The 22,048-nt window shown below is 57.6% G+C and carries 16 protein-coding genes; 12 read left to right on the top strand and 4 right to left on the bottom strand.

Translation table 11 applies throughout. From position 1 onward, the window contains the following. The first annotated feature begins 11 nt into the window (after positions 1 to 11). From LB552_RS21205 to LB552_RS21185, 5 genes are read left to right on the top strand one after another with little or no spacing between them, the layout of a single operon-like run. On the top strand, positions 12 to 1,220 hold the full coding sequence (locus tag LB552_RS21205) for a glycosyltransferase family 4 protein (RefSeq protein ID WP_224609986.1): 1,209 nt from the start codon (positions 12 to 14) through the stop codon (positions 1,218 to 1,220). Beyond that, the gene (locus tag LB552_RS21200; protein WP_224609984.1) at positions 1,217 to 2,470 is read left to right on the top strand and encodes an O-antigen ligase family protein; all 1,254 of its coding nucleotides are present in this window, start codon (positions 1,217 to 1,219) and stop codon (positions 2,468 to 2,470) included. Before LB552_RS21205 ends, LB552_RS21200 begins: the two co-directional genes overlap by 4 nt. Position 2,471: 1 nt before the next feature. After that, the gene (gene asnB, locus LB552_RS21195; protein ID WP_224609981.1) at positions 2,472 to 4,466 is read left to right on the top strand and encodes an asparagine synthase (glutamine-hydrolyzing); all 1,995 of its coding nucleotides are present in this window, start codon (positions 2,472 to 2,474) and stop codon (positions 4,464 to 4,466) included. Position 4,467: 1 nt separating this feature from the next. Beyond that, positions 4,468 to 6,681 carry a GumC family protein gene (locus tag LB552_RS21190; protein ID WP_224609980.1) on the top strand — a complete coding sequence of 738 codons (2,214 nt, stop codon included), beginning with the start codon at positions 4,468 to 4,470 and terminating at the stop codon, positions 6,679 to 6,681. 28 nt (positions 6,682 to 6,709) lie between these two features. Further along, positions 6,710 to 8,935 (top strand): lipopolysaccharide biosynthesis protein, encoded by a 2,226-nt coding sequence (locus tag LB552_RS21185; protein ID WP_224609978.1) that lies wholly within the window; start codon positions 6,710 to 6,712, stop codon positions 8,933 to 8,935. Positions 8,936 to 9,193: 258 nt separating this feature from the next. Here the strand turns inward: LB552_RS21185 and LB552_RS21180 are convergent, their stop codons facing one another. Together LB552_RS21180 and LB552_RS21175 are read right to left on the bottom strand one after the other, a co-directional pair. Beyond that, complete coding sequence (locus LB552_RS21180) at positions 9,194 to 10,261, bottom strand: NAD-dependent epimerase/dehydratase family protein (protein WP_224610037.1); 1,068 nt, start codon at positions 10,259 to 10,261, stop codon at positions 9,194 to 9,196. Positions 10,262 to 10,502: 241 nt separating this feature from the next. Further along, on the bottom strand, positions 10,503 to 11,186 hold the full coding sequence (locus LB552_RS21175) for a helix-turn-helix transcriptional regulator (protein ID WP_224522975.1): 684 nt from the start codon (positions 11,184 to 11,186) through the stop codon (positions 10,503 to 10,505). A 324-nt stretch (positions 11,187 to 11,510) separates the two neighbouring features. Between LB552_RS21175 and LB552_RS21170 the strand changes: the two genes are divergently transcribed. After that, positions 11,511 to 13,190, top strand: coding sequence for a PAS domain S-box protein (locus tag LB552_RS21170; protein ID WP_224609976.1), 1,680 nt, complete (start codon positions 11,511 to 11,513; stop codon positions 13,188 to 13,190). On the opposite strand, the gene LB552_RS21165 is transcribed toward LB552_RS21170, so the two are convergent. After that, positions 13,187 to 13,858, bottom strand: a complete 672-nt coding sequence (locus tag LB552_RS21165; protein WP_095768696.1) for a LuxR C-terminal-related transcriptional regulator — start codon at positions 13,856 to 13,858, stop codon at positions 13,187 to 13,189. The two genes, LB552_RS21170 and LB552_RS21165, sit on opposite strands and share 4 nt — an antisense overlap. Before the next feature lie 643 nt (positions 13,859 to 14,501). Here LB552_RS21165 and LB552_RS21160 point away from each other — a divergent pair. The 6 genes from LB552_RS21160 to LB552_RS21135 are packed head-to-tail and all read left to right on the top strand — an operon-like array spanning position 14,502 to position 20,671. Further along, entirely contained in the window at positions 14,502 to 15,224 is a 723-nt protein-coding gene (locus tag LB552_RS21160; RefSeq protein WP_095768666.1) for an NDP-sugar synthase, read from the top strand. 50 nt (positions 15,225 to 15,274) lie between these two features. Continuing rightward, the gene (locus LB552_RS21155) at positions 15,275 to 16,411 is read left to right on the top strand and encodes a DegT/DnrJ/EryC1/StrS family aminotransferase (protein ID WP_224600660.1); all 1,137 of its coding nucleotides are present in this window, start codon (positions 15,275 to 15,277) and stop codon (positions 16,409 to 16,411) included. Further along, positions 16,408 to 17,097 (top strand): sugar transferase, encoded by a 690-nt coding sequence (locus LB552_RS21150; protein WP_224609974.1) that lies wholly within the window; start codon positions 16,408 to 16,410, stop codon positions 17,095 to 17,097. Before LB552_RS21155 ends, LB552_RS21150 begins: the two co-directional genes overlap by 4 nt. A gap of 53 nt (positions 17,098 to 17,150) precedes the next feature. Further along, the gene (locus tag LB552_RS21145; RefSeq protein ID WP_224522971.1) at positions 17,151 to 18,155 is read left to right on the top strand and encodes an SDR family NAD(P)-dependent oxidoreductase; all 1,005 of its coding nucleotides are present in this window, start codon (positions 17,151 to 17,153) and stop codon (positions 18,153 to 18,155) included. Between the two features lie 26 nt (positions 18,156 to 18,181). After that, on the top strand, positions 18,182 to 19,393 hold the full coding sequence (locus LB552_RS21140; protein WP_224609972.1) for a hypothetical protein: 1,212 nt from the start codon (positions 18,182 to 18,184) through the stop codon (positions 19,391 to 19,393). Positions 19,394 to 19,408: 15 nt separating this feature from the next. Further along, entirely contained in the window at positions 19,409 to 20,671 is a 1,263-nt protein-coding gene (locus LB552_RS21135) for a polysaccharide biosynthesis/export family protein (protein WP_224522969.1), read from the top strand. 21 nt (positions 20,672 to 20,692) lie between these two features. On the opposite strand, the gene LB552_RS21130 is transcribed toward LB552_RS21135, so the two are convergent. Continuing rightward, positions 20,693 to 22,048 carry an HlyD family type I secretion periplasmic adaptor subunit gene (locus tag LB552_RS21130; RefSeq protein ID WP_224609971.1) on the bottom strand — a complete coding sequence of 452 codons (1,356 nt, stop codon included), beginning with the start codon at positions 22,046 to 22,048 and terminating at the stop codon, positions 20,693 to 20,695.

Below are 22,048 nucleotides of genomic sequence, written 5' to 3'. Positions count from 1 at the left end.
GGGGAGACAGCATGAATCCGCATCTTGTGTGTGTTGGAGGCGAGGACCACGCCTTCAGGATTCCGTTTTTGCTGTCGCTGCGTCAGAAGGGCTTCCAAGTCACTGCGGTGTCGAGCAGTTCGGATACGGCATTTTCACAGCACGACATTCCGCATCGACGCTACGGCTTCGACCGATTTTCCAGCGGGAGTGGAGGCGCCGTAAGGACGATCAGAAAACTGATCTCGGACCTGCGCCCGGACATTGTACAGAGCTTTGATACCAAGCCTAATCTCTTGACGCCGTTGGCGATAAGGGGGGCCGTTCCGGTCATCCGCACCATCAATGGTCTTGGCTGGACGTTTTCTTCCCGTGAGCCGAGGGCCATGGCGCTGCGCCCGATCTTCTCGGGGCTGCAGTGGCTTTCGTCGCGCTGGACGGCTGCCACGGTTTTCCAAAATCGTGATGACAAGGCGTTCTTCGAGCGCTACCGGCTCATCGGGCGCGGGACTGGTCGCCTGATCTGCAGTTCCGGCATCGACATCGATGGCTTTACCAGGGCAAGACAGAGCGCTCCGTCATCGCAGGCGATGCGCGAGCAGCTCGGGCTGTCATCGGCTGAAGTGATCATTTTTGTCGGCCGGCTGACGCGCGAGAAGGGCATCCCAACGCTGCTCAAGGCAGTACCCCGCGTTCTTGAAAAAAGGCCGAATGCGCGTTTCGTGCTTGTCGGTCCATGGGAATCCGAGGGGCCGTTCGCCGTCGACAAATCGGAAATCGAACGCCATTCCCCTCATGTCATTGCCCTGGGTCCACGGCGCGATGTTCCTGCCCTTCTTGGCATGGCGGATTTGTTTGCCTTTCCGACACAATATCGGGAGGGAGTGCCACGCGTCCTGCTCGAGGCGGGATTGGCTGGGCTGCCTATCGTGGCGTCAGATATGCCGGGCTGCAACGAAGTGGTCCAGCCCGGTTGGAACGGATACCTGGTTCCGCCTGGCGATGCCGAGGCATTTGCTTCCAGGATAAATCAAGTCTTGGCAGACCGCCCCACCGGGGCGGCCATGGGCGCTCGTTCCATCGAATTCGTCAAGCAGCATTTCGCGCTGCCGCTGGTGGTCGCCCAGTATTGCGATCTTTACCGGCATATTCTTGATGCCAAAGCCGTTGGCGCCTCAGTTCAGGCCTCGCAGACCGAAAAGAATGCCGCATTTGGTCCGTTGGGCGAGGTGCGCCAATGATCCGAGACGTCCTGTTGGCCGGCGGCGTTGCAATGGCTTATGCATCGCAACTCGAAATTCCAGGCGCGCCGTTCGGAATCAGCGAATTGTTGTTGGCCGTTTGGATACTGATTTCGATTGGCCGCGTACTTGCCGGTGGTCGACTTGAAGCCACGCCGGCCCTGTCGATTTTTGCCGCCCTCTGGGGGATCATGGCATTCGCTCTCGGGCTAGGCATGATTGTCGGCATGCTTACGAGCGTTCAGTACATGGACGCGCCGGTTCACGACATGATTGCCTATCTGTTGCTGGCATTCGTTACATGTCTGCTTGCGGCTGATCCTCAGGCGGATCGCCATCTGCGTCGCACCGCGTGGTGGGTGATCGTCATTGCGAACGCGTGTTTTGTTTTCCAGCTGGCGCTTGGATTCGGCTTACTCCACCAGTCCGGAGTGAACCCTTGGTTTTGGGACAGGTTCACAGGATGGTCGGACAACCCAAACCAACTGGCACTTTATTGCGCTCTGTTCGGTCCCCTTGCACTATACCTTTCAATGACAACAAGTAATAAGATAGCCAGGACATTTGGCATAGTAAGTATTGTTCTCATAGTGTACGTCGGACGATTGACTAAGAGCGATACCTATCTATTGACAATAGTGATAACCGGTTTGGTTTTCCTGATGTTGCGCGTCCGGAGATGGGTCGCGGTTGGCGGAAGGGTCACTCTTGGTCGTCAAATCAGCCTTTTGCTGTTGCTTGCTTTGGTCCCTCTTGCAATCTCCGCAACACCCTATGTGCTTGCGGAAACGAGCACTGTTGAAAATTTCGCCAAGAGCCTGACCAAAGGCGAGGGTGGTGAGGCGACAGCCGAGACAGCCAATCTGCGCATCAATATCTGGACCAATGCTCTGGGCAAGGGGTTGGGGTCTGCTTCGCTGGGCCTCGGCCCGGGACCACATGTCGACAGATCTGTCGTGACCAAGGAGTTTATCGACCTGCCTTTCGAGGCTCACAGCACGCTACTGGACTTGTATACTCAAGGAGGCATTCTAGCGGTTCTCGCCCTGTTGTGGATCCTTGGCCTCGCGGCCATCTCTGCCTGGCGTGCAAGGCTCGACGCTCTGGTGGCACTTGCGTTGTCGATCGGCATCTTCGGCTTCCCGCATTTGGTCATTCGCCACCCGATCGTTTGGTTCTCGATCACACTTTGCCTCGTAGCCGGGCAGCCCAAGTCTATCGCGGCAACTGCAGGAGCGAGGAGCCGTTGATATGTGCGGAATCGCCGGGATCCTTCTTGCGCCAGACTCGCCCAGCACAAGGCCGCTCGCAGCTATAGCGCAGATGACAACAGCCCTCCGTCACAGAGGGCCCGACGGCGAAAGCTTCTGGAAAGATGTGGAGGCTGGTATCGCTTTCGGCCACAGCCGTCTGGCAGTCGTGGATTTGTCGGAAACCGGCGCCCAGCCCATGCGCTCGGACAGCGGCCGGTACGTGATCACCTTCAATGGGGAGATATACAATTTTCGGGACTTGCGCCGAGAGCTTGAGGATGCCGGCCACAGCTTTCGCGGAACATGCGATACAGAAGTTGTGCTTGGGGCCGTGGAGCAGTGGGGGCTCGAAGCTGCGCTTAAGCGATTTGTCGGCATGTTCGCGTTCGGATTGTGGGACGCAAAAACGAGAACTCTTCATCTGGCCCGCGACCGGATGGGGGAAAAGCCGATCTACGTCGCCCCGACCCGCCATGCCCTGGTTTTTGGCTCCGAACTCAAGGCCATTCGGTGTTTCCCGGATTTCCGTCCAGAACTCAATCCCAGCGCCGTAAGGGCTATGCTGTCGCAAGGTTGGGTGCCGGACGACAGTTGTATCTGGCGCGGCGTTTTCAAATTGCCGCCGGGATCGGCCCTATCCTTAACTGCAGCGGATTTCGCAAAAGCGCGCCGTACGGGAACCGTTCGAAACAAAGTTCGATTCTGGTGGTCGTTGGCGGACGTCGCAACGAAGGGCCGGCAAGACCCGATCGTCGGCAGCGATGAAGATTTGACGAATGAACTCGATCGGCTGCTTCGGCTTTCTGTTCGAGAGCGCATGTGCGCGGATGTGCCGCTCGGCGCCTTCCTGTCGGGCGGCGTAGATAGCTCGACCGTAGCCGCGCTAATGCAGGTCCAATCCCGAAAATCTATTCGCACTTTCACGATCGCCTTCGGGGAGCACGGATTCGATGAAGCTCCTCATGCTGCTGCGGTTGCTCAGTACATAGGCAGCGATCACACAGAGCTGCACCTTTCCCCTGCTTCCGCACGCGACGTCATTCCGGAATTGCCCAGTGCCTGGGACGAGCCGTTCGCCGACGAATCGCAAATCCCCACTCTGCTGGTGGCGCGACTTGCTCGCCAGCACGTCACTGTGGCGCTGACGGGCGACGGAGGCGATGAATGTTTCGCCGGTTACGCTCGCCATCTGATGGCGGCGCAAGCAAATCGGCGTCGTCGTTTGCCTTCGTCGCTGCGTGGTTCAGTTGCCGCAAGCATCGGGCTTGTGGCGCGCGCCACCCGTTACGATTTTTTTGGCAGGCTGCCACTTTCGGCGCTCTTCGGCCATGCGTTGCGCGGTGATCGGCTGGAGCGATTGGCTCAATTGCTCGCCGCTTCGGACCAGGAAGAACTGTACCAGCGCCTGACAGGGTCATCGACGACAAGCCTGACCCGATTTGGCCACCGGACGTCAACTCGGCGAACTCCGCGACTCGACGATTTGCTGTCCCGGCTCCTCTACAACGATATGGCAGGATATTTGCCGGGCGACATCCTGGTGAAGCTGGACCGAGCCAGCATGGCGAACGGGCTGGAAGGCCGCTGCCCGCTGCTCGACCATCGCGTCGTTGAATTCGCCTGGCGGCTGCCACCGAATGCAATGGTCCGCCATGGACGAGGCAAGTGGCTGCTTCGACGGTTGTTGCATCGCTACGTTCCCCGGCGGCTGATAGATAGGCCTAAGCAGGGTTTCGATGTTCCGATTGCGGTCTGGTTGACAGGACCGTTGCGTGCATGGGCGAGTGACCTGTTCGCCGACATGCGCCAGTCAGGGGATGGGCTTCTGGACATCGATAAGGTCCAGACGTGCTGGCGCGATCATGTCAACGGAAAGCGGGATCATTCCCGGGATCTTTGGGCAACATTGATGTTCCTGGCATGGCGCGCCGACGCCAACCGGCTTCCAGTGCCCGCGAGACAGTCGCGCATGCTTGAAATGACGGGAGTTTAAAATGGAAGGTTCGATAGCTAGGCGAACAAAGCTACCGCGCGCCACAGAGATGCGCGTCGAAGTGCGAGAGCCCAATCCGCGCATGCGGCGTCCGCTACGTGACCCTCGAGAAGACCTGACCCCTTTCGGCCAATTGTTGGTTACCTTGGCGGCGCGCAAATGGTTTTTGGTCGCAATGGTCGTTTTGGGCGGTGCGGTTGCGGGTCTAGCCGGCTTCGCCAGGCCGGCGCTGTATGAGGCCACCACGCAAATCATCGTCGACAGTCCGACCAGAAGCACTCCTCAGACGACGGGCGGCCAGGATATGCTCGATACCAGCATTGACAACCATCTGACGATGCTGGCCTCACAATCTCATCTGCGTCGGGTAATTGACGCAATTTATAAGGCAACGCCCGATCGGCAGGCCAACCTCAATGGCGCCGCGGCGCAAAACGCCGCTTCCCCAGCCAAATCGCAATCGTTTGCAGGTGCATTCTTGGCCGGGATTTGGCCGGATCACGCTGACATGACCCCAGAGGGCAGGGAGGCTGCGAGGCTGAAGGCGTTGAGGCGCTACGTCAGGGTCGGGCAGGAACTGCGATCGCGAGTCATCACCATCGGCTTTACCGATCCGGATCCCGTCCGGGCGGCATTCGTGGCCAACACATTCGCGCAAGTGTATGTCCAGGATCTCGCGCGGACTGCTCAGGCCGCTGATAGGTTGGAGCTCGAATCCGTCGTCGCTGCGCTGCCCGGCGTGCAGTCCGATCTCGCACAAGCGACCGACCGCCTTGAAAAATACCGGCTAAGTCACGGGACTGTCGACCAGGGTGCCGTTGACAATGCTGTCCGCGACACGGCCGAGCTTAATCAGCAACTGTCATTGTCTCGCGCAAACCTCTCCACAGCCGAGGCCCGTGTTCAGCATATTCAAGAATTGCAACGGTCCGGTGCCACGAACGCCACGCTTGCGAGCGCAATCGGATCGCCGACGCTGAGCGATCTGATCGCCCGGCAGGGCGGCGCGGCGGCCGATGCGGATCTGAATGTTGCGGTCAAGCGCGAAATCGAACAGAGCATCGAACGCATCAAGTCGGAAGCCGACATCTATCGCGCGCAGGTTTCCGCTCTGGAGGCGCGCAAGAATGTGCTTGACGCGGTCGTAGCCGACACGGCAGGCAGGCTTTCCGGGCTTCACGCATTGGAGCCGGCAGTCACCATATTGACGCAGCGGTACAATGATCTTCTGAACAGGCAACAGGATTTGAGGAACCGCATCGCGGTTCCGTCTGCGGGAGTTTCGATAATTTCGGCGGCATGGCCACCGAGCAACCCGAAGAGCCTTTCACCAATCTTCCTCATCCCGCCGGGTATGGTCGTATTCGGCCTCATCGGGGGCGTCTTGGTTCTCTTGAAAAATCGCATGAGCCGCACAATGCGCGGGGAGGCTGAGACAGAAGCAGCGCTCGGCTTCCCTTCCGTTGGGCTATTGCCCAGGGCATCAAGAGCGAGTGCGAAGCGCTTGCAGACCCTCATTCTAAGCCAGAAAAATTCCGCCTATGGCCGCGCTGCCTTGTCGCTATTGATCAATGTGGCACCCGAACCGGCCCCCGGACGATCGTCGCAGATGGTGCTCGTCACTTCCAGCGATAAAGGTGATGGGAAAACAGAGTTGGCATGGAGCTTGGCGCTCTCGGCCACACGCCTGGGCAGCAATGTCCTGTTCATCGATCTTGACCCGCAGGATAAGCAACTGACCAACGACTTTGTGCGCGAATTCAGCATTTCCAAGCCGCATAAGTCGTTTGCGGATTATGTGAGGGGCCGCTGCGAGTTAGACGAGGCTGTTGTGAGCATGCCCGGTATCGGCATCGATTTCATGGCCTCACCCATAGTTTCGGACGATCTTTTGAAGCTGTTGGTCGACGTCGATGTGCCGCGACACTTCGCGGACAAGCTGGGCGCCGTGTACAATCTCGTCATTCTCAACGGGCCGCCAGGGTTGCACGGTCCGGAATCCCGACTGCTCAGCGGTTGGGCAGATGCCGTTATCTTTGCTGTCCGGTGGGCCAAGACACCGCGCAGTGTCGCGCGCGGTATTCTGGAATCGCTGCAGCCTGATGGTTCGAGATCCGCTCCGGTAGGGATTGCTCTCACTGGAGTAAATCTCAAGCAGCACGCCAAATATCATTTTGGGGACAGTGGCGATCTTCTGCTGTTCGGAAAACGATAAAGCCCTCAAGCCCACTGGGTCGCGAGAAATGATTATCGAACTCTTTGGACCGCCTGGTGCTGGTAAAGCAGTCTTTGCCCATGCGCTTGCCAAATCGTTGCGTGGGCAGGGCTACGCTACGAAGGTGGTCTTCAGTCATAAAGCAAGTAGAAGGTCAAGGAGTGTAGATCTTGGGATATTTATGTTTATCTATAGAGTATTTTCTGCAATATTTTCAACTGCAAAACTGTTCTTCTATACGTCGGATTTGATAAAATATCTGTCGATCGCGTCGTCGATGCTAAAGGCGATTGAGCCAAGGAAATTTATTTGGCGAGCTCGGGTCTGGCAAAAAATCATAAACCTTTCCAATCGTTGGGACCAAGCGCGACAGTGCAGAGAGATTACAATATTCGACCAGGGATACGTGCAGGCTGTTGCTTCACTGTCGATTTTTCACGGGTGCGTCGACAACGTTGCGATTGCAAGAGCGCTGAAGGTCACTCCTACCGCGGATTTTACCTTGCGAGTGGTATTGCCTCGTGCAGCAGCCGAGGCGCGGTTGCGGGAGCGGATGATGCAAGCGGCTCCGGCCGAACGCATTCTCGATGCGGATTTCGAAGCGAGCATGCGAGCTTTCGGAGTGTTTCAAAATATCAACGACATCCTTGTGGCAACCGACAGGAAAACAATCTCCGTTGAAACCCTCGACGACCGATCGTTGTCGAAAAGCGTTGAACTCGTCAGCCGCAAGATCGCCTTCAAGATGGCCCGCGATCAGGTCACTCCCATGTACCGACATCAAGTTGCCCACTCATCGCAACCGCTGACGGTAGACAATGCCTACCTTGATGACGGCGTGGATACCATAACAATACAGAACTCCCTAAATCCCCCAGGCGGAAACGATGCGGTAACGCTCGGGAAGCAAGAAATAAACCGTAGCCTGGGCTATGCCACCGTTTTTGCGCTCATGATCTATGTGACCGGGGCAGGTCTAACCAGCCTGGCGCAATTGCTGATTGCTCGTATCGTAGGCTCTACCAGCTATGGTATCTACTCCTACGTCCTTTCAACCACATCGGTGCTCGCATATCTCGCAACCCTTGGCTTCAACGTATCGTTGTTGCGCTTTGTATCTGCCTATAGGGCCCAGGGGCGCCTGGACCTGGCCCACGGCATAATCAGATTTGCCTTTCAACGCTCGTTGGCAGTGGCGTCTCTATTCGGCTTGGCAGGGGCGACCTACATCTTTCTGTCTTCGTCCTCACACAACAGGGAACTTGAGATCAGCCAGCTCTTGGGTATGGCCGCCGTTCCGCTGGTCACGACTTCAGCCTTGGGCGCGGCTCTCATCCGTGCCTTCGGCGGCGGTGTTTCTGCCCTTCTGCCAGAACGCATTGTGCGTGATGGACTGCTGCTCACATTGCTAAGTGTCGCCGCCTTGTCCGGTTCGTGGACTCTGAATGCACCGTTGGTCATGCAAGCGGTGCTGACGAGTTCGGCCGTAACAGTCGCGTTCGTCTTTGTCCTGTTGGCAAGATTTCAGCCGCCGGGTTTACGACATGCTGAACCTGCCGATGCGTCGAAGGATTGGTGGTCGGCGGTCCCCCCTATCATGCTGATGGCGGGTCTTGACGTCTTCATCAACAGAGCGGGGGTAATGGTGCTCGGCTGGACCGGCCACATACGCGACGCAGGCATTTTCGCCCTGGGGCTCAATGTCGCGTTGCTTGTCGGTCTCTCGTTGGTGGCCGTCTCTACAATGTTTTCGCCGACGGCAGCTACGCTTTACGCAAAAAACGACCGAAGAGGTTTGCAAGAGCTGTTTTCACGAGCTGCCCTGCTTTCCTCCGGTGCCGCAATAGCAATGGCAATCCCGTTGCTCCTGATTGTTCGGCCGCTTTTAAGCTGGTTCGGTGAGGATTTCGGAACTGGAGCACCGATCGCGCGGGTGCTGATGCTCGGCTACGTATTCGTGGCCCTGTGCGGACCGCAGCTCAATCTCTTGACCATGACCGGAAACGAATGGGCGGCCGCTGTGACGATGATCCTCGGGGCAGCTTTTGGTGTCGTCGGCTGTGCTATCGGAGTAGAGATCTACGGTCCGCTGGGCGCAGCAATAGGGCTGGCGCTTGCCCTGGTCGTCTGGAACGTGGCCATGGCGATTTATATTCGCAAGCGACTGAAGATCACGCCCGGACTGATCTACGCGATTACGTCCTTTAACCGCCGCACGGTCGAAAGCACCCAGCGGACTTGGTTCTTGCGCTGACTCGATGCTCTGGGATTGGTGACCGGCGACAGACCCCGGCTGGCGCGATGTGATCCATTCTAACGCAGGCATCAAGGTACGTACGGATTGGCGGGCTTGCGTATCGGCGTCTCGATGAAACGCCAAACGAAAGAGACGCAGAGAATGCCTCGTTCTTGCCGATCAGCGAGGCGAGCGCGTTGAGAGGGGCCGCACCTTCAGGCGACGCCAGTGAGCCGATCGCGCGGGTCTGAGTGAGCAGCGCGAACTGCCGGCAATCTACGCTGACACGAGCGTTTGTTGCTCCGTCTCAGGGACCGTCGCGCTTCCATGAAAGTGTCGATACCATTCGACGAAACGGGCAACGCCATCCTGGAGCGTGGTCGCCGGCGCGAAGTCTACGGCCCGGCGAAGATCGCCTACATCGGCGCGCGTCTCGAGAACATCACCTGGAGGCAAAGGCACATCCCTCCTGAGAGCTTTGCGACCTACGGCTGTCTCTATAATCGCGATTAGCCTATTGATCTCCTCTGGCCGGTCATTGCCAATGTTGTACAGGCGATATGGGGCTGAGCTGGTGGCTGGATCAGCCGCGTGACCGTCCCAATTCTGGTCGGCACACGGTGGCGTTGCGAGTATTCGAACCACCCCTTCGACGATATCGTCGATGTAGGTAAAATCTCGCCAGACACGGCCGGCATTGGACACCTCGATCACGCGTCCCTCGGCGATGGCGTGGGTAAACGCGTAGACAGCCATGTCGGGCCTGCCCCATGGTCCGTAGACGGTGAAGAACCGCAATCCTGTCACCGGCAAGCGAAATAGATGACTATAGGAATGCGCCATGGCTTCATTCGAGCGCTTGGTGGCGGCATAGAAGCTTATTGGATGGTTAGCGCCGCCATGTTCGGAAAAAGGAATGGTTTGGTTGGCGCCGTAAACCGAACTGGACGAAGCGTAGACCAGATGCTTGATATCGAAGTGCCGGCAACCCTCCAGAACATTGAGAAACGCCACGATGTTGGACTGAACATAGGCATGCGGGTCGACAAGAGAGTAACGCACGCCCGCCTGGGCAGCCAAGTGGACGACATATTGCGGCTGAAAGTCGGAGAACAAAGCTTGCACCAACAATCGGTCCGCCAGATCCATACGCATCGGAGTGAAACCTGGCTCCGCGCAGAGGTGCGCAAAACGCGCTTCCTTGAGCTTTAGATCGTAGTAGGGCGTGAAATTATCCACGCCTATGACCCGCGCACCGTGACGCAAAAGCCGCGATGCCACATGAAACCCGATAAAGCCTGCGGCGCCGGTGACTACAACAGGACCTTTTCGTGCCAGCTGCATAACCGCCATATCCGGACTGGATCGACCGTATTTCGTTCCTGTTGAACTGGATTTGTCAGGTTGTGCGTCAAGCATGCCCGCGGTCTTGGGATTATGTCCGGCCATGACGAATTGCCCCGCTTCGAATTTTCTGCATCGAGATCCTCGGCTATATCTGGATCAGGCAGGGAATGCGCTCGCACAGACGCAATGCCAAACCAACATACCGGACACGCGCCGCCTCGCGGTCGAGGCGGCATTATCACGGCAATACGGAAATTCGTCCGAGCAGAGCTACCAGCTCACCCTGGCGCTTGGTTTCTGTTTTGGCAAAAAGCGAGGCAAGCTGGGACCGGATCGTGGTGCGGCTGAGATGCCAGCTGCGGGCGATTTCCAATGGTGCGTCCCCTTGAGCTAACCTCATGGCAAGCTGAGTTTCAGCGCTCGTGAGGCCGAACATCTTTTGCAATGTCTGCGGATTAGCCGAGGACCGGGTCTCCCGGTCTAACAACGCGACGATACTTGTTCCGTCGGGCGCAATCACCCCGCCCTCATTGAGTATCACCGGCCGATCGTCAGTGGTGCGGATCACCACCCACGACAACGAGCCTGGCAGGAAGTTGGTTGGAACGTTCGCGACCAGCCGCCTCAGCGCAGCCGTAAGCTCCGGAGCCGTGCCGGCCGTCTCACCCTGTCGTTCAAAGGTGCTTTGAGCGGCAATGTTCCACTCCACCACCTTTTTCTCGCGATTGAGGACCAGGAAGCCACAGCCAATGCGGTCCAGCATGCCGGTGACGGATTCCAGGCTCCGACGCTTTGACGCGCATGCTGTGCCCTGCCTGTCCGACGTGTAGCGTGCCAGGCGAGCGACACCGCCGTAAGCAGTGCTCAATTCAATATGGCGCTTATTCGCAACGGTATCGTTGTGCCTATCAATGAAAGACATTGCCTTCCCACCCCTGTTGGCCGAAAACCGCTAAGATCTCCAATCGTTACGCTTGACTCCAAGACAGATTTCTCTGCCAAAAATCTTTGATCTCAGAGGCTTGCATCGGTTTCTTCATGCTCTCTTACAAAGAGTCCAGGCGAACCGGACGCTCTTCGTAAATGATAGTAAGCTTGGATTTGAGGGCCGCAATCCGGCAGTGGTATTAGATCAGGCGGTGGAGTTCTAGGCTCGACGGACTAATCCGAAAGTTGTAGTCTGTGAGGTATGGGGCTGCATCTGCGTAGAACGGTTTCGGCCTTGAAGGGCATCTCGCTAGCTCACATGGCTTCCATGCTGGTGCTAGTTTTCACGCTAATATTCGTAATAACAAACTTAATTCAGACGGAAACTGAAGCAACCTTCATATCATCTATTCCAGCTATAATTGTCGCTGCATATCTTGTTGGCCGTCGCGGTGCAATCATTGCAACTCTCGTGACAGTCGCCGCCAGCCTCGGGGCCGAACGACTTCTGCGCGGTTCGATTCCCGCAGAGGACTGGCCGCGAGCAATCTTTCTCCTGGTTTCCGGCTTCATGATCGCCTTCATGTTCCACCGCTTGCGGCAGGACCTTAGCGAGGCCCTGAAGGTCGCCGAAACTCGACTGGCCGCCGTCGAGGCCACCGAGAGCCGCTTCCGTTCGGTGTTCGAGCGTGCGGCCCTCGGCTTTGCGAACACGAATGAAAAAGGCGAGCTTCTGCAATCCAACAAACGTCTTTGTGAGCTGACGGGATATACCGAAGCCGAGCTTGCTCAATTTCCGCTTGCGCAGCTTGTTCATTCCGATGATCGCGATAGCGTTGTTGAAGCGCTTGCCGATCAAGGCAAGTCCGCGATGCCATTCGATATGGAAGCCCGATTGAAGAAGAAGGACGGGTCCACATTCTGGGCTCGCCTGAACCTATCGTCGTACCGTTCCGACGGCCTCCTTTCAGAGAGCGCGATCATCGTTGTCGATGATATCTCGGAAAGACGGACGGCGCGCGAAGCGATCCGGGTCCAGAAGGAACGGCTTGATCTGGCGCTTTCGGCGGGGCGGTTGGGAACCTGGCAAGTCGACCTCCAAAGCGGCGTCGTCACGGGTTCCGACAAATTTTGGGAAATCTTAGGCCTGCCGCGCGCCACCAGCCGGCCGATAGACGAGCTAGCTGCAGTCGTCTATCCCGCGGACTGGCCAAAGCTTGCACTCCCCAAAGAATCCGGCGCGACCACGAATTACGACGTTGAGATAAGGGTGCGACGTCCGGATGGACCTATTCGTTGGGTCGCTCTGCGCGGACGGGAGGAGCGGTATCATGATCAGCAGCTGCTGATCGGGATAGCAGCTGACCTGACCGAACGTCGGCAGACCACGCTTTTGCGCGCCACGGTCAGGAGACGGGATCGTATTTTGATCGAACAGCGCCATCGATTCAGCAATCTTTTCGCGGTCGTGATAGCGCTGGTCAAAATGGTTGGTGCTCCGGCGAACAATGTCATGAAGTTCAAGGAGGACCTGATCGATCGGATACGAGCGCTTGAAGTCACGCATATGATGATCTCCGGTCGCACCAACAGTTCGGTATTGCTCCGGGATCTCGTGGTCCAGGAACTGTTGCCCTACATGGAAACGCGAAAGATAAAGACCCATGGCCCTGACGTCATGATGTCAAGCGGCGCTGCCGAAACCTTCGCAATGGTTGTTCACGAGCTTACGACGAACTCTGTCAAACACGGCGCGCTTGGCGGTTCCCGAGGGCGCCTTGAGGTTAGATGGGCCGATAGTGGAGAAAGCGATGACGTCGTCTTCGATTGGATAGAATCGGGAAGACGCAGGAAGGCCAAGAACATCGGCCATGGCATTGGTTCGATGATATTGGGCGTCAACACCGCGCCGCTTATCGGCCATGCCTCGAAGCTGGAAATATTTGAAGGCGGTCTAAGATACTCGCTGCGGCTGTCTCGACGTGAAATCGCGCCCTAGTCGATATATTTCGAACGCCAGTTTTGTAGCGCGACGGCTGCCTCGGTGCGGTTGCGTACTCCCAGCTCACGCATTACCGCAGCGGCGTGAATTTTTGTCGTTGCTTCGGAAATGTCCAAATCGCGAGCTATCTCCTTGTTTGAAAAGCCTTCCGCCATCAGCTTGAGCACGTCACGTTGCCTTGAAGTCAGCTTGCTAAGGCTGGCCGCTCCCATCCGCCGTTGGGTCCATGCCCTCGCCGATTGGGGTGCGTGTGACCCGGGACCCCCGGAAGGTCGAGACAACAGCGCCGGCACATAGATGCGGCCTGCCAGAATCTCGCGCACTGCCGATACCACTTCTTGGTCCGTCTGAGATTTCACGATGTAGCCGTGCAGCCCGATCGACAGGGCCTTCAATATTTCCGCTCGTGAATCATTGCCGGAAACGATTGCAAAACGGGTGTCCGGATACGCTGACAAAACGTCGCCGAGCACTTGCTGGTTGAACAGTCCCGGCATGTTCAGATCCAGAATGGCTAGATGGATGTCCCGCTGAGCCAGGACACTGGCAGCGGCATCAAAACATCCAGCTTCGAATATTTCCAGTTCCGGGAGCTCGGCCTTGAGCGCCAAACTCAGCCCACGACGATACAGACCGTGATCGTCCGCAATGACGACTCGATACATTTGCATTCCACCCCAACGCAGGCCCTACAAAGCGGGCCCTGAAACGCCTAATGCGGCTAAACGATCAATCGGGGAATGGCCTTGGCGGTGGCCAACCACTCGTCGAACGCCCAGAAATCCGCACCACTTGCGCGCCGTATTGCTAATATATTCCTCTATGGCGGAAAAATCTCTTTTTTTTTCCGAGGACCGTTCAACCGGCTTGAATCGCACCGTCTCTGCCCTTGTCAGAAAGCCAACATCGCGATCAGGCGCGTCTATGGCCAACTACCAAATTCCATGTGACATCAGCTGTTTGAGCAGTAGCGAGACGTAAATTCCAGCAGGTGGATTCTGAGGTCCGCACTGGGGCATTTGAAGGTCTCGTGGCCAAGCAATTTTGCAGATGCAGGTCGGCATATTCGGCGCCATCGTGCCTCGCGGCGGACAGGGCGGACCGGCCTAGTCGCTGAACCTGCGGAGGCAATGGATTGGTGCCATTCGATTGCACGACGACATCCTTCGAACGCTCACTTACCGTTCTTCATAAGATGCTCGGGACGGACACGTGGCGACTTTTCTATCCGATCCATAGTCGGAAGAGGTCTGAACACGTCTACCCAGGCACCAACCATTGAAGCGGCGTTGAACTATGGAGGATCGGATGAAAGCGGTTATTCAATGCGGTGGGATGGGAACACGACTTCGTCCCTTTACGTCGGTGTTGCCGAAGCCGCTGATGCCAATTGGTGCCCGGCCGGTGCTCGAGCTGCTTCTCAAGTGGCTGCGACGCAATGGCATTGAAGAGGTCTACATCACGACCGGGTATCTCGGCCATCTCATCCGCAGCGTGTGCGGTGATGGTTCGCAATGGAACCTGAAAATACGGTACACTCAGGAGATGGAGCCGCTGGGCACCATCGGGCCACTGTCGCTTATCCGAGATGAACTAACCGAACCCTTTATCGTGCTGAACGGCGACGTTCTCACCGATCTTAGCCTCAGCCGATTCACAGCTGCTCACCGCAAGCACAAGGATCCGGTGACCATCGCTACCGCCAACCGTCTTATCAAGATGGATTTCGGCGTCATCGACGAAGTCGACAATGCAGTGCAGATGTTCCGCGAGAAGCCGACGCTTTCTCATCTCGTTAGCATGGGCATCTACTGCATGAATCCGGATGTTCTGAGTTTTATTCCCTCCGGCATTCCATTCGGATTCGACGACCTGATGCTGCAGATGATGCAGCAAGGCACGGTCGTCCATGTCTACAAGCATGAGGGACTCTGGCTCGATATCGGCCGCGTCGACGATTTCCAGAATGCTCAAGCCATTTCCTGGGAAGAGCAGTCGGCTTCGATCGAAGTCGCGGCAGCGGCTGCCTGACAAACGGCGAGAAACTCAAACACGAATGATGATTTGGGAGTGAGGTCACCATGCTCTTGGTCAGTGCCCCGATTTTGGGTGTTCCGGAGAAGGCGGCTCTATCAAAGGTCATTGATAGCAGCTGGTTGACCATGGGCGAGCAGGTTCGATTGTTCGAAGAGTCGTTTGCCCGCATGCATGGCGCGGACGATTGCGTTGCGGTGAGTTCCTGTACCGCGGCGCTTCATCTCATTTTGCACGGACTTGGCATTGGTCCGGGCGATGAGGTGCTGGTTCCGTCGCTAACTTTCGTGGCGACCGCGAACTCAGTGCTCTATGTCGGTGCAACTCCCGTCTTTGTCGATATTGAGTCAGCCGACTTGCCGTTGATGTCGCTTGCGGAAGCCGAGGCTCGATGCACGCCGCGAACGAAGGCCATTATTCTCGTTCACTTCGCCGGGTATCTGGCCAATCGAGAACAATGGCAAAGGTTCGCTCGTGTTCGGGGACTGCACATCATTGAAGACGCGGCGCATGCTCCTGGCTTGAGAGAAGTAGGGACCTTCGGCGTTGCCGCGGCCTTCAGCTTCTACGGCAACAAGAACATGACAACCGCCGAGGGCGGCGCCGTAATCGCCCAAGACCATGAACTGCTCGAAAGGATTCGCCAAGCGCGCGGGCACGGGATGACCACCGGCACACACCAGCGGCTGAACAGCCGCACGCCGCAGTATGACGTCACCATGCTTGGGTTCAATTATCGTATGGACGAGATGCGGGCCGCAATCGGACTTGTCCAGTTAGGAAACTTGCAAGAATGGAACGAAGTAAGGCGTATCCTCGTCGTCCTTTATCGGCGACTCATCGCAATGCACTGCCCGGCAATAATCGTTCCATTCAGTGAATCGCGGCGATCGGCGCACCACATCATGCCGATACTTTTACCGCGATATGCCGACAGGCAAGCCGTTATCGACGAACTGCGCAACCAGGGAATCCAAACAACGATCCACTATCCGCCCGTGCACCGGATGACGTTGTACAGCGAGCTTTTTCCCGGGACCCAATTGCCGCGAACAGAAGACTTTGCTCAGCGGGAGTTGACGATTCCACTTCACCCGCAGATGACCTCAGCGGTGGTCGAAGCGGTTGTGGAGGCTCTGGCAACTGCGGTGAACGGCTGTACCAAAGCAGGAACGGCCGCATGAATGCGACAGATCAATCCCTCCACCGACGCTTCGTTGCAGTCTCGGCCCACGGGTCTGCGCGGCGTTTGATCGACATTGCCATTGCGAGCGTTGCTGCGGTCTTGTTTGCTCCACTGATGCTGCTGATCGCCATCGCCCTTCTGGCCGAGGGCGGTAGGCCGGTTTTGTTTGCACAGACCCGCCTGGGCGCCGGGGCTCAGCCTTTTCGCATGTACAAGTTCCGCAAGTTCGATGTGCGATGCGATCCCCACGGCCTCGCGCTGACGGTCGCCGACGACAAGCGCATGACAACGATAGGGCGCGTGCTCGCCGCGACAAAGTTCGATGAACTGCCGCAACTGTGGAATGTGATCATAGGCGACATGGCAATCATCGGACCGCGGCCGGAGAGCCTGGCGTTCGCCGACTGTTTCCACGGCGGCGCCGAGGCTGTTTTGCAGTACAAGCCTGGCTTGCTCGGTCCGAGCCAGGTTCTCTTCCGCAACGAAGCGAATTTCTATCCGAAGTTCACGGATCCGGTGCAGTACTATCGCGAGACCCTGTTTCCCGCCAAGGCCAGGATCGACCTTTCCTATTATCCGCAGCGAACTCTGGTGGCTGACGCCGTCTGGATGGCTCGCGGTTTTCTAGCCGTTGTCGGCCGGGTACCGCCGTCGCCGATCGCGACTAAAGCGCGTTCGGGCTGACACTCCGGTGAGTGTCACCGTCAGAGTGGACATGGCAAGAGGGACGATTGGTCATGGACTACAAAGGCAAAAAGGTACTGGTCACGGGCGCCGATGGATTTATCGGATCGCATCTCACCGAGGCGCTGGTCCGCAACGGAGCGGATGTCACAGCATTGGCGCTCTACAATTCGTTCGACAGTCACGGCTGGCTTGATGATTTGCCGGACAACATCCGAGGCCACCTGAAATCCGTGCGTGGCGACGTGCGCGACAGCGCGTTCCTGAACAGGATCATGCGCGGCCAAGCTGTGGTTTTCCATCTGGCTGCTCTCATCGCGATTCCATATTCGTATGCGGCTGCCCAGTCATACGTAGAAACCAATGTCATGGGTACGATGAATGTTCTCGAGGCAGCGCGTCAGTGGGACACGGAACGCGTCGTGCACACCTCGACCAGCGAGGTTTACGGCACGGCGCTGACCATGCCTATCAAGGAATCTCATCCGCTGCAGGGCCAGTCTCCATATTCGGCATCCAAGATCGGGGCCGACATGATGGCCGAAGCCTACGCCAGGTCATTTGACGTTCCCGTCGTAACTCTGCGCCCATTCAATACCTACGGCCCACGCCAGAGCGAGAGGGCGATAGTGCCGACCATAATCAGGCAGGCCCTCGACAAGAACTGTTCGGCTATCATGGTCGGGGATACGAGCCCTATCCGCGATCTAACCTTTGTTGAAGACACGGCCGCGGCATTCCTGACCGCAGGCGTGGCGGAACTCAAATTCGGCCAGGCCTACAATGCCGGAAGCCAGCGTGCCGCGACGATCGCGGAAGTCCTGGACCTGGTGGTCGAGTTGAGCGGATCGAAGAAGCCTGTCTATCGAGATGAAAGCCGCTTGCGCCCACAGAACTCCGAGGTTCGCGCGCTGCTTGCAGACTCGACGCAATTCGAAATGCAGACCGGATGGCGAGCCCGTACCAATCTGCGAGATGGGTTGGAGCGCACCATATCGTGGTGGAGAGGGCGTCTTAGCGAGGGGCGGGTGCGCCGGGAAATGGGCTACATGACATGACTTGTCGTCGCCGGCATGTGTTGTCTATGATCTTCGCTGTCGCGTGCCTTGGTCCGCATGCTGCCGCAAGCCAGGCGGGCAATACGTCAACGCACTTTGTTGCGACGCCGGCGATGCAGTTGCCCGACTATCTGCGTCCTACGGTCGATCCCGCGTTTGGGGAAACATTCACCCGGATCACAAAATCCGGGCCGCTTGGAAATGGGGTCGCGTGTATAAAAGATTATTGCAGCCACCGTTATTCCAGCGCCCAAGCCTGGAATGCGGACCAGAGCCTTCTCGTTATAACCAACGGCTGCAACGGGATGTGCTTTTTCGACGGACACACATTCCTACCGCTGCTGATGCGCGATCGATCGGGCGAATGTGAATGGCATCCCCAAAATGCGGATCTGATGATCTGCGTTCGAGGCCGGCGAATATCGACCTGGGCGCCGCGGACCAATCACGAGGATGTGCTGTTCGATTCAAAGGACTATCGGGATCTGCACTTCGGACCAGGCAAAGGTAACCCGAGCCGAGACGGTAATCGCCTGGCAGTGCGTGCACTTCGATCGGACGGTGCCGAGGTCGTCTTCGCGTACGATCTCAAGCAGCATAGCAAGTTTGCCGATATCGCACTTGGGCGGCTTGCTGGGGTCAATGAGAACTGTTCGATCTCTCCTCTGGGCGAAAATATTCTTTGCATCCAGGCACTGGCGGACGGCACCGAACAGTCGTTTATTTTTTCGATCGACGGCGCTCCAGGCCAGCAGTGGACAGAGCATCATCGGCCGGGGCATGGCGACATGACGGTCGACGCCGATGGGAGCGAGATCTACGTCGGCATCAGCAAATCCTATCCGGACAGCTATCAGGTGATCAAACGCCGGCTGTCTGACGGGAAAGTAACTTCGCTTATGAAATACGGAGAGGCCTCGCATGCTTCTCTGCGTGCTTTGAACAAACCTGGCTGGGTGTTCCTGAGCTACGGTGGCGACCCGAATGTGGTTTCGGCCCGTCCGGAAATGGCACCCTATGCACGAGAGGTTATCGCGCTGCGCCTCGATGGCAGCGGAGAGGTTCGGCGCATAGCGCAAACGCGCAGCGTTGATTTCGACTACCGCAGCGAGACCCATGCCTCGCCATCGCCCGATGGCTCGCAGGTAATCTGGTCCAGCAACTGGGGTGTGCCCGGCGGACCTGTTTATGACTTCGTCACCCGCGTCGACTGGTCGGAAGAGGCGAAGTCGAACTGAATGGAGATGTCACCGATGGCATTCATGAACCGAAATCTCCTTGCAGCGATAGGTGTGCTGGCTGCGGTTGATGCTGCCTCCGCGGCGGACGACCGGCCAGCCTACCATCTCTCCCCCGGCGACATCGTCGAAATAGGAATCTCTTCGATACCGGAACGAACTCAACGTGCGGTAATCCAGATGGACGGTACGATCGCGCTTCCCCAAGTCGGGAAGATATCCATCGGCGGTCTGACGCCGGCCGAGCTGCAGGCCCGCATGGAAACGATCTTGCCTACCAAGATATTTCAGCAGCGTTTGCCCGATGGGCGAGAGCAGATGATCGTTGTCCAACCTGGCGACGTGACCGCGATCGTCGCGGAATATCGTCCGATCTACGTGACTGGCGAGGTGCTCACTCCCGGCCAGCAGGCATATCGGCCTCTCATGACGGTGAGACAGGCGATTGCGGTGTCTGGCGGTCTCAGCCTTTTGCGCTCACGAGTAAATCAGACTGGTCCTGACCCGGTTGACCTTCAGCGCGACTATGAATCGCTTTGGGGGGAATACACCCGCGACTATTACCACAGTGCTCGCATTCGCGCCGAACTGCAGGATCAGCCAAGTTTCGATACCAAGCCCCCCCAAGGGTCACCACTGTCTGCCGCCTTCAGCTCGGCCATTGCCGACGCCGAAAGAGAGGCGCTGAAGATCTCTCTCGATAACTTCCAGCAGGAGCAAAGCTACGTTGATCAGGGCGCAAAGGATGCCGCGGCGCAGATCGACGTTCTGACCAAGCGCCAGCAGGTCGAGAGCGACGGGGTCAAGGCGGATGAGGATGACCTGGCTCGGGTGACGAAATTGTTTCAAGCGGGCAATCTGACCAACGCCAGGCTGTCTGACGTCAGGCGCTCCGCGCTTCTCTCTTCCAATGGGCAGCTTCAGACATCGGTCGAGCTCATGCGGGCGCGACGCCAGCAGGAAGATTATCTCAGGCAACGCGAGCGCAATGAAAACCTGCGAAGGATTGGGTTGCTGACCGAGTTGAAAGATACCGATGTCCGTCTTGCCGACACCACCGCAAGGCTCCACGCCACCAGCCAGAAATTACAACCCGCTGGCGCGTCCGCTCTGCCGCTGCCGGTAAGCGGAGAAGCCATTCAGACCCAGATCACCATCGTGCGCAAGATTGGTGAAGAATGGCGCAAACAACTCGTCGAAGAAGATTCAGAAGTGCTTCCGGGAGATACGATCGAGGTGAGGTTCAGCAGCGATCTAGGACGTGCAGCAAGCCAGTAGGGGGCCGCGTTTGCGGTCCCGCTATTGCTTGAAGGCCCGGGAAATCTGATCGGTCAATGGCTTAAGCAAATACGACCAGACGCTGCGCTCCTCGGTGCTTATGTGAACTTCGGCAGGCATGCCTGGCTTTAGGATTTTCTCGCCCTTCAGGCAGGTGGCCTGGTTGTCGACGTGGATGCGAGCCGAAAAATAGGAAAGCTGGCGTTCCTGATCCTTGATCAGATCTGCAGAGATACGCTTCACCGAACCCTCGCAGACGGGTGTCGTTCCGACGTCGAAAGAGGGAAAGCGGATTGATACCCGCTGCCCGGGCTGGACATCATCCATCCGGGTCGGCGGAATGAGCGCATCCACGACAAGGTTGTCGGTGTCGGGTACAACCACCATGAGCACCTCCCCCGGTCCAACTACGCCTCCGACGGTGTGGATAGAGGATTCTTGTACCGTCCCGGTCTGGGGAGATCGGATATCCGTCCTTGCGAGCTCGTCGTCGGCCACTATCTTGCGCTCTTCGAGCTCTGTGCGCTTCGCTTCGTTTTCGCGGAGCTCGCTTGTCACGTCGCTGCGCATCTGCTCGTCGAGCTGAAGCACCTGCAAGTCCGTTTCGCTGATGTGGGCTTGCACCTCAGCGATTGCTGCAACAAGTCGCCCCGACTCTCCGCGAGAACGAGCCTCTTCCAGGCTGACATTGCTCAGTCGCTCTTTGGACACCAATTTCTTGGAGTAAAGAGCTTGGACGTCGGCAAGGCTGCGGGTAAGGAGATCCAGGGAGTCATTCGTCGCGGCAAGCTGAGCCTTGAGACCGTCAATCTGATGTCGGAGTTGCATCGAGCGGCTCTGCAACTGCGCCTTTTGGCCAGCCAATGCCGTAGCCCGGCTTTCAAACAAGGCACGTTCCCCGTTGACAAGGGCAGCCACCCGCGGGTCGCTCATCCTCACGCGCAGACTGGGTGGAACCTGCATTTCCGGCAGTCCTTGCCGCTCTGCCTCGAGCCTGGCCAGACGGATGGTGACCCGGTCGAGATCTTCACTGACAATCTGCAGGTTTGAGCGTGTGAGCGTGTCGTCAAGCCTGACCAACACGGCGCCGGCACGCACATGATCACCATCCTGGGCGAAGATTCCACCGATGGTGCCGCCGGTCCGATGCTGGACCTTCTTTACACTGCTTTCGACCACAACAGTCGCTGGCGCGATCACAGCGCCGGCGATCTTGGTTAGTCCCAACCACGTCCCTCCGCCAACGAGCAGAAAGGCGGTGGTTGCCAAGCCCAGAACCAGGTTGGCACGGATGCCATCCGGATCATTGATCAGCCTGGTTCCGAGCCAACGACTTGCGTCGTCGACACGAGCATAAGAAATCGTCGCGTCAGACAC

The organism is Mesorhizobium sp. CA7 (genome assembly GCF_020165015.1).
Classification (GTDB): Bacteria; Pseudomonadota; Alphaproteobacteria; order Rhizobiales; family Rhizobiaceae; genus Mesorhizobium.
Note: the sequence above shows the minus strand (reverse complement) of the source record. Positions and strands in the feature narration are given on the sequence as shown.

Bases quoted from the DNA above. Each gene is read 5' to 3' on its own strand.
- LB552_RS21205 (WP_224609986.1), top strand. From the start codon at position 12: ATGAATCCGCATCTTGTGTGTGTTGGAGGCGAGGACCACGCCTTCAGG.
- LB552_RS21200 (WP_224609984.1), top strand. From the start codon at position 1,217: ATGATCCGAGACGTCCTGTTGGCCGGCGGCGTTGCAATGGCTTATGCA.
- asnB (WP_224609981.1), top strand. From the start codon at position 2,472: ATGTGCGGAATCGCCGGGATCCTTCTTGCGCCAGACTCGCCCAGCACA.
- LB552_RS21190 (WP_224609980.1), top strand. From the start codon at position 4,468: ATGGAAGGTTCGATAGCTAGGCGAACAAAGCTACCGCGCGCCACAGAG.
- LB552_RS21185 (WP_224609978.1), top strand. From the start codon at position 6,710: ATGATTATCGAACTCTTTGGACCGCCTGGTGCTGGTAAAGCAGTCTTT.
- LB552_RS21180 (WP_224610037.1), bottom strand. From the start codon at position 10,261: ATGCAGCTGGCACGAAAAGGTCCTGTTGTAGTCACCGGCGCCGCAGGC.
- LB552_RS21175 (WP_224522975.1), bottom strand. From the start codon at position 11,186: ATGTCTTTCATTGATAGGCACAACGATACCGTTGCGAATAAGCGCCAT.
- LB552_RS21170 (WP_224609976.1), top strand. From the start codon at position 11,511: ATGGCTTCCATGCTGGTGCTAGTTTTCACGCTAATATTCGTAATAACA.
- LB552_RS21165 (WP_095768696.1), bottom strand. From the start codon at position 13,858: ATGTATCGAGTCGTCATTGCGGACGATCACGGTCTGTATCGTCGTGGG.
- LB552_RS21160 (WP_095768666.1), top strand. From the start codon at position 14,502: ATGAAAGCGGTTATTCAATGCGGTGGGATGGGAACACGACTTCGTCCC.
- LB552_RS21155 (WP_224600660.1), top strand. From the start codon at position 15,275: ATGCTCTTGGTCAGTGCCCCGATTTTGGGTGTTCCGGAGAAGGCGGCT.
- LB552_RS21150 (WP_224609974.1), top strand. From the start codon at position 16,408: ATGAATGCGACAGATCAATCCCTCCACCGACGCTTCGTTGCAGTCTCG.
- LB552_RS21145 (WP_224522971.1), top strand. From the start codon at position 17,151: ATGGACTACAAAGGCAAAAAGGTACTGGTCACGGGCGCCGATGGATTT.
- LB552_RS21140 (WP_224609972.1), top strand. From the start codon at position 18,182: ATGATCTTCGCTGTCGCGTGCCTTGGTCCGCATGCTGCCGCAAGCCAG.
- LB552_RS21135 (WP_224522969.1), top strand. From the start codon at position 19,409: ATGGCATTCATGAACCGAAATCTCCTTGCAGCGATAGGTGTGCTGGCT.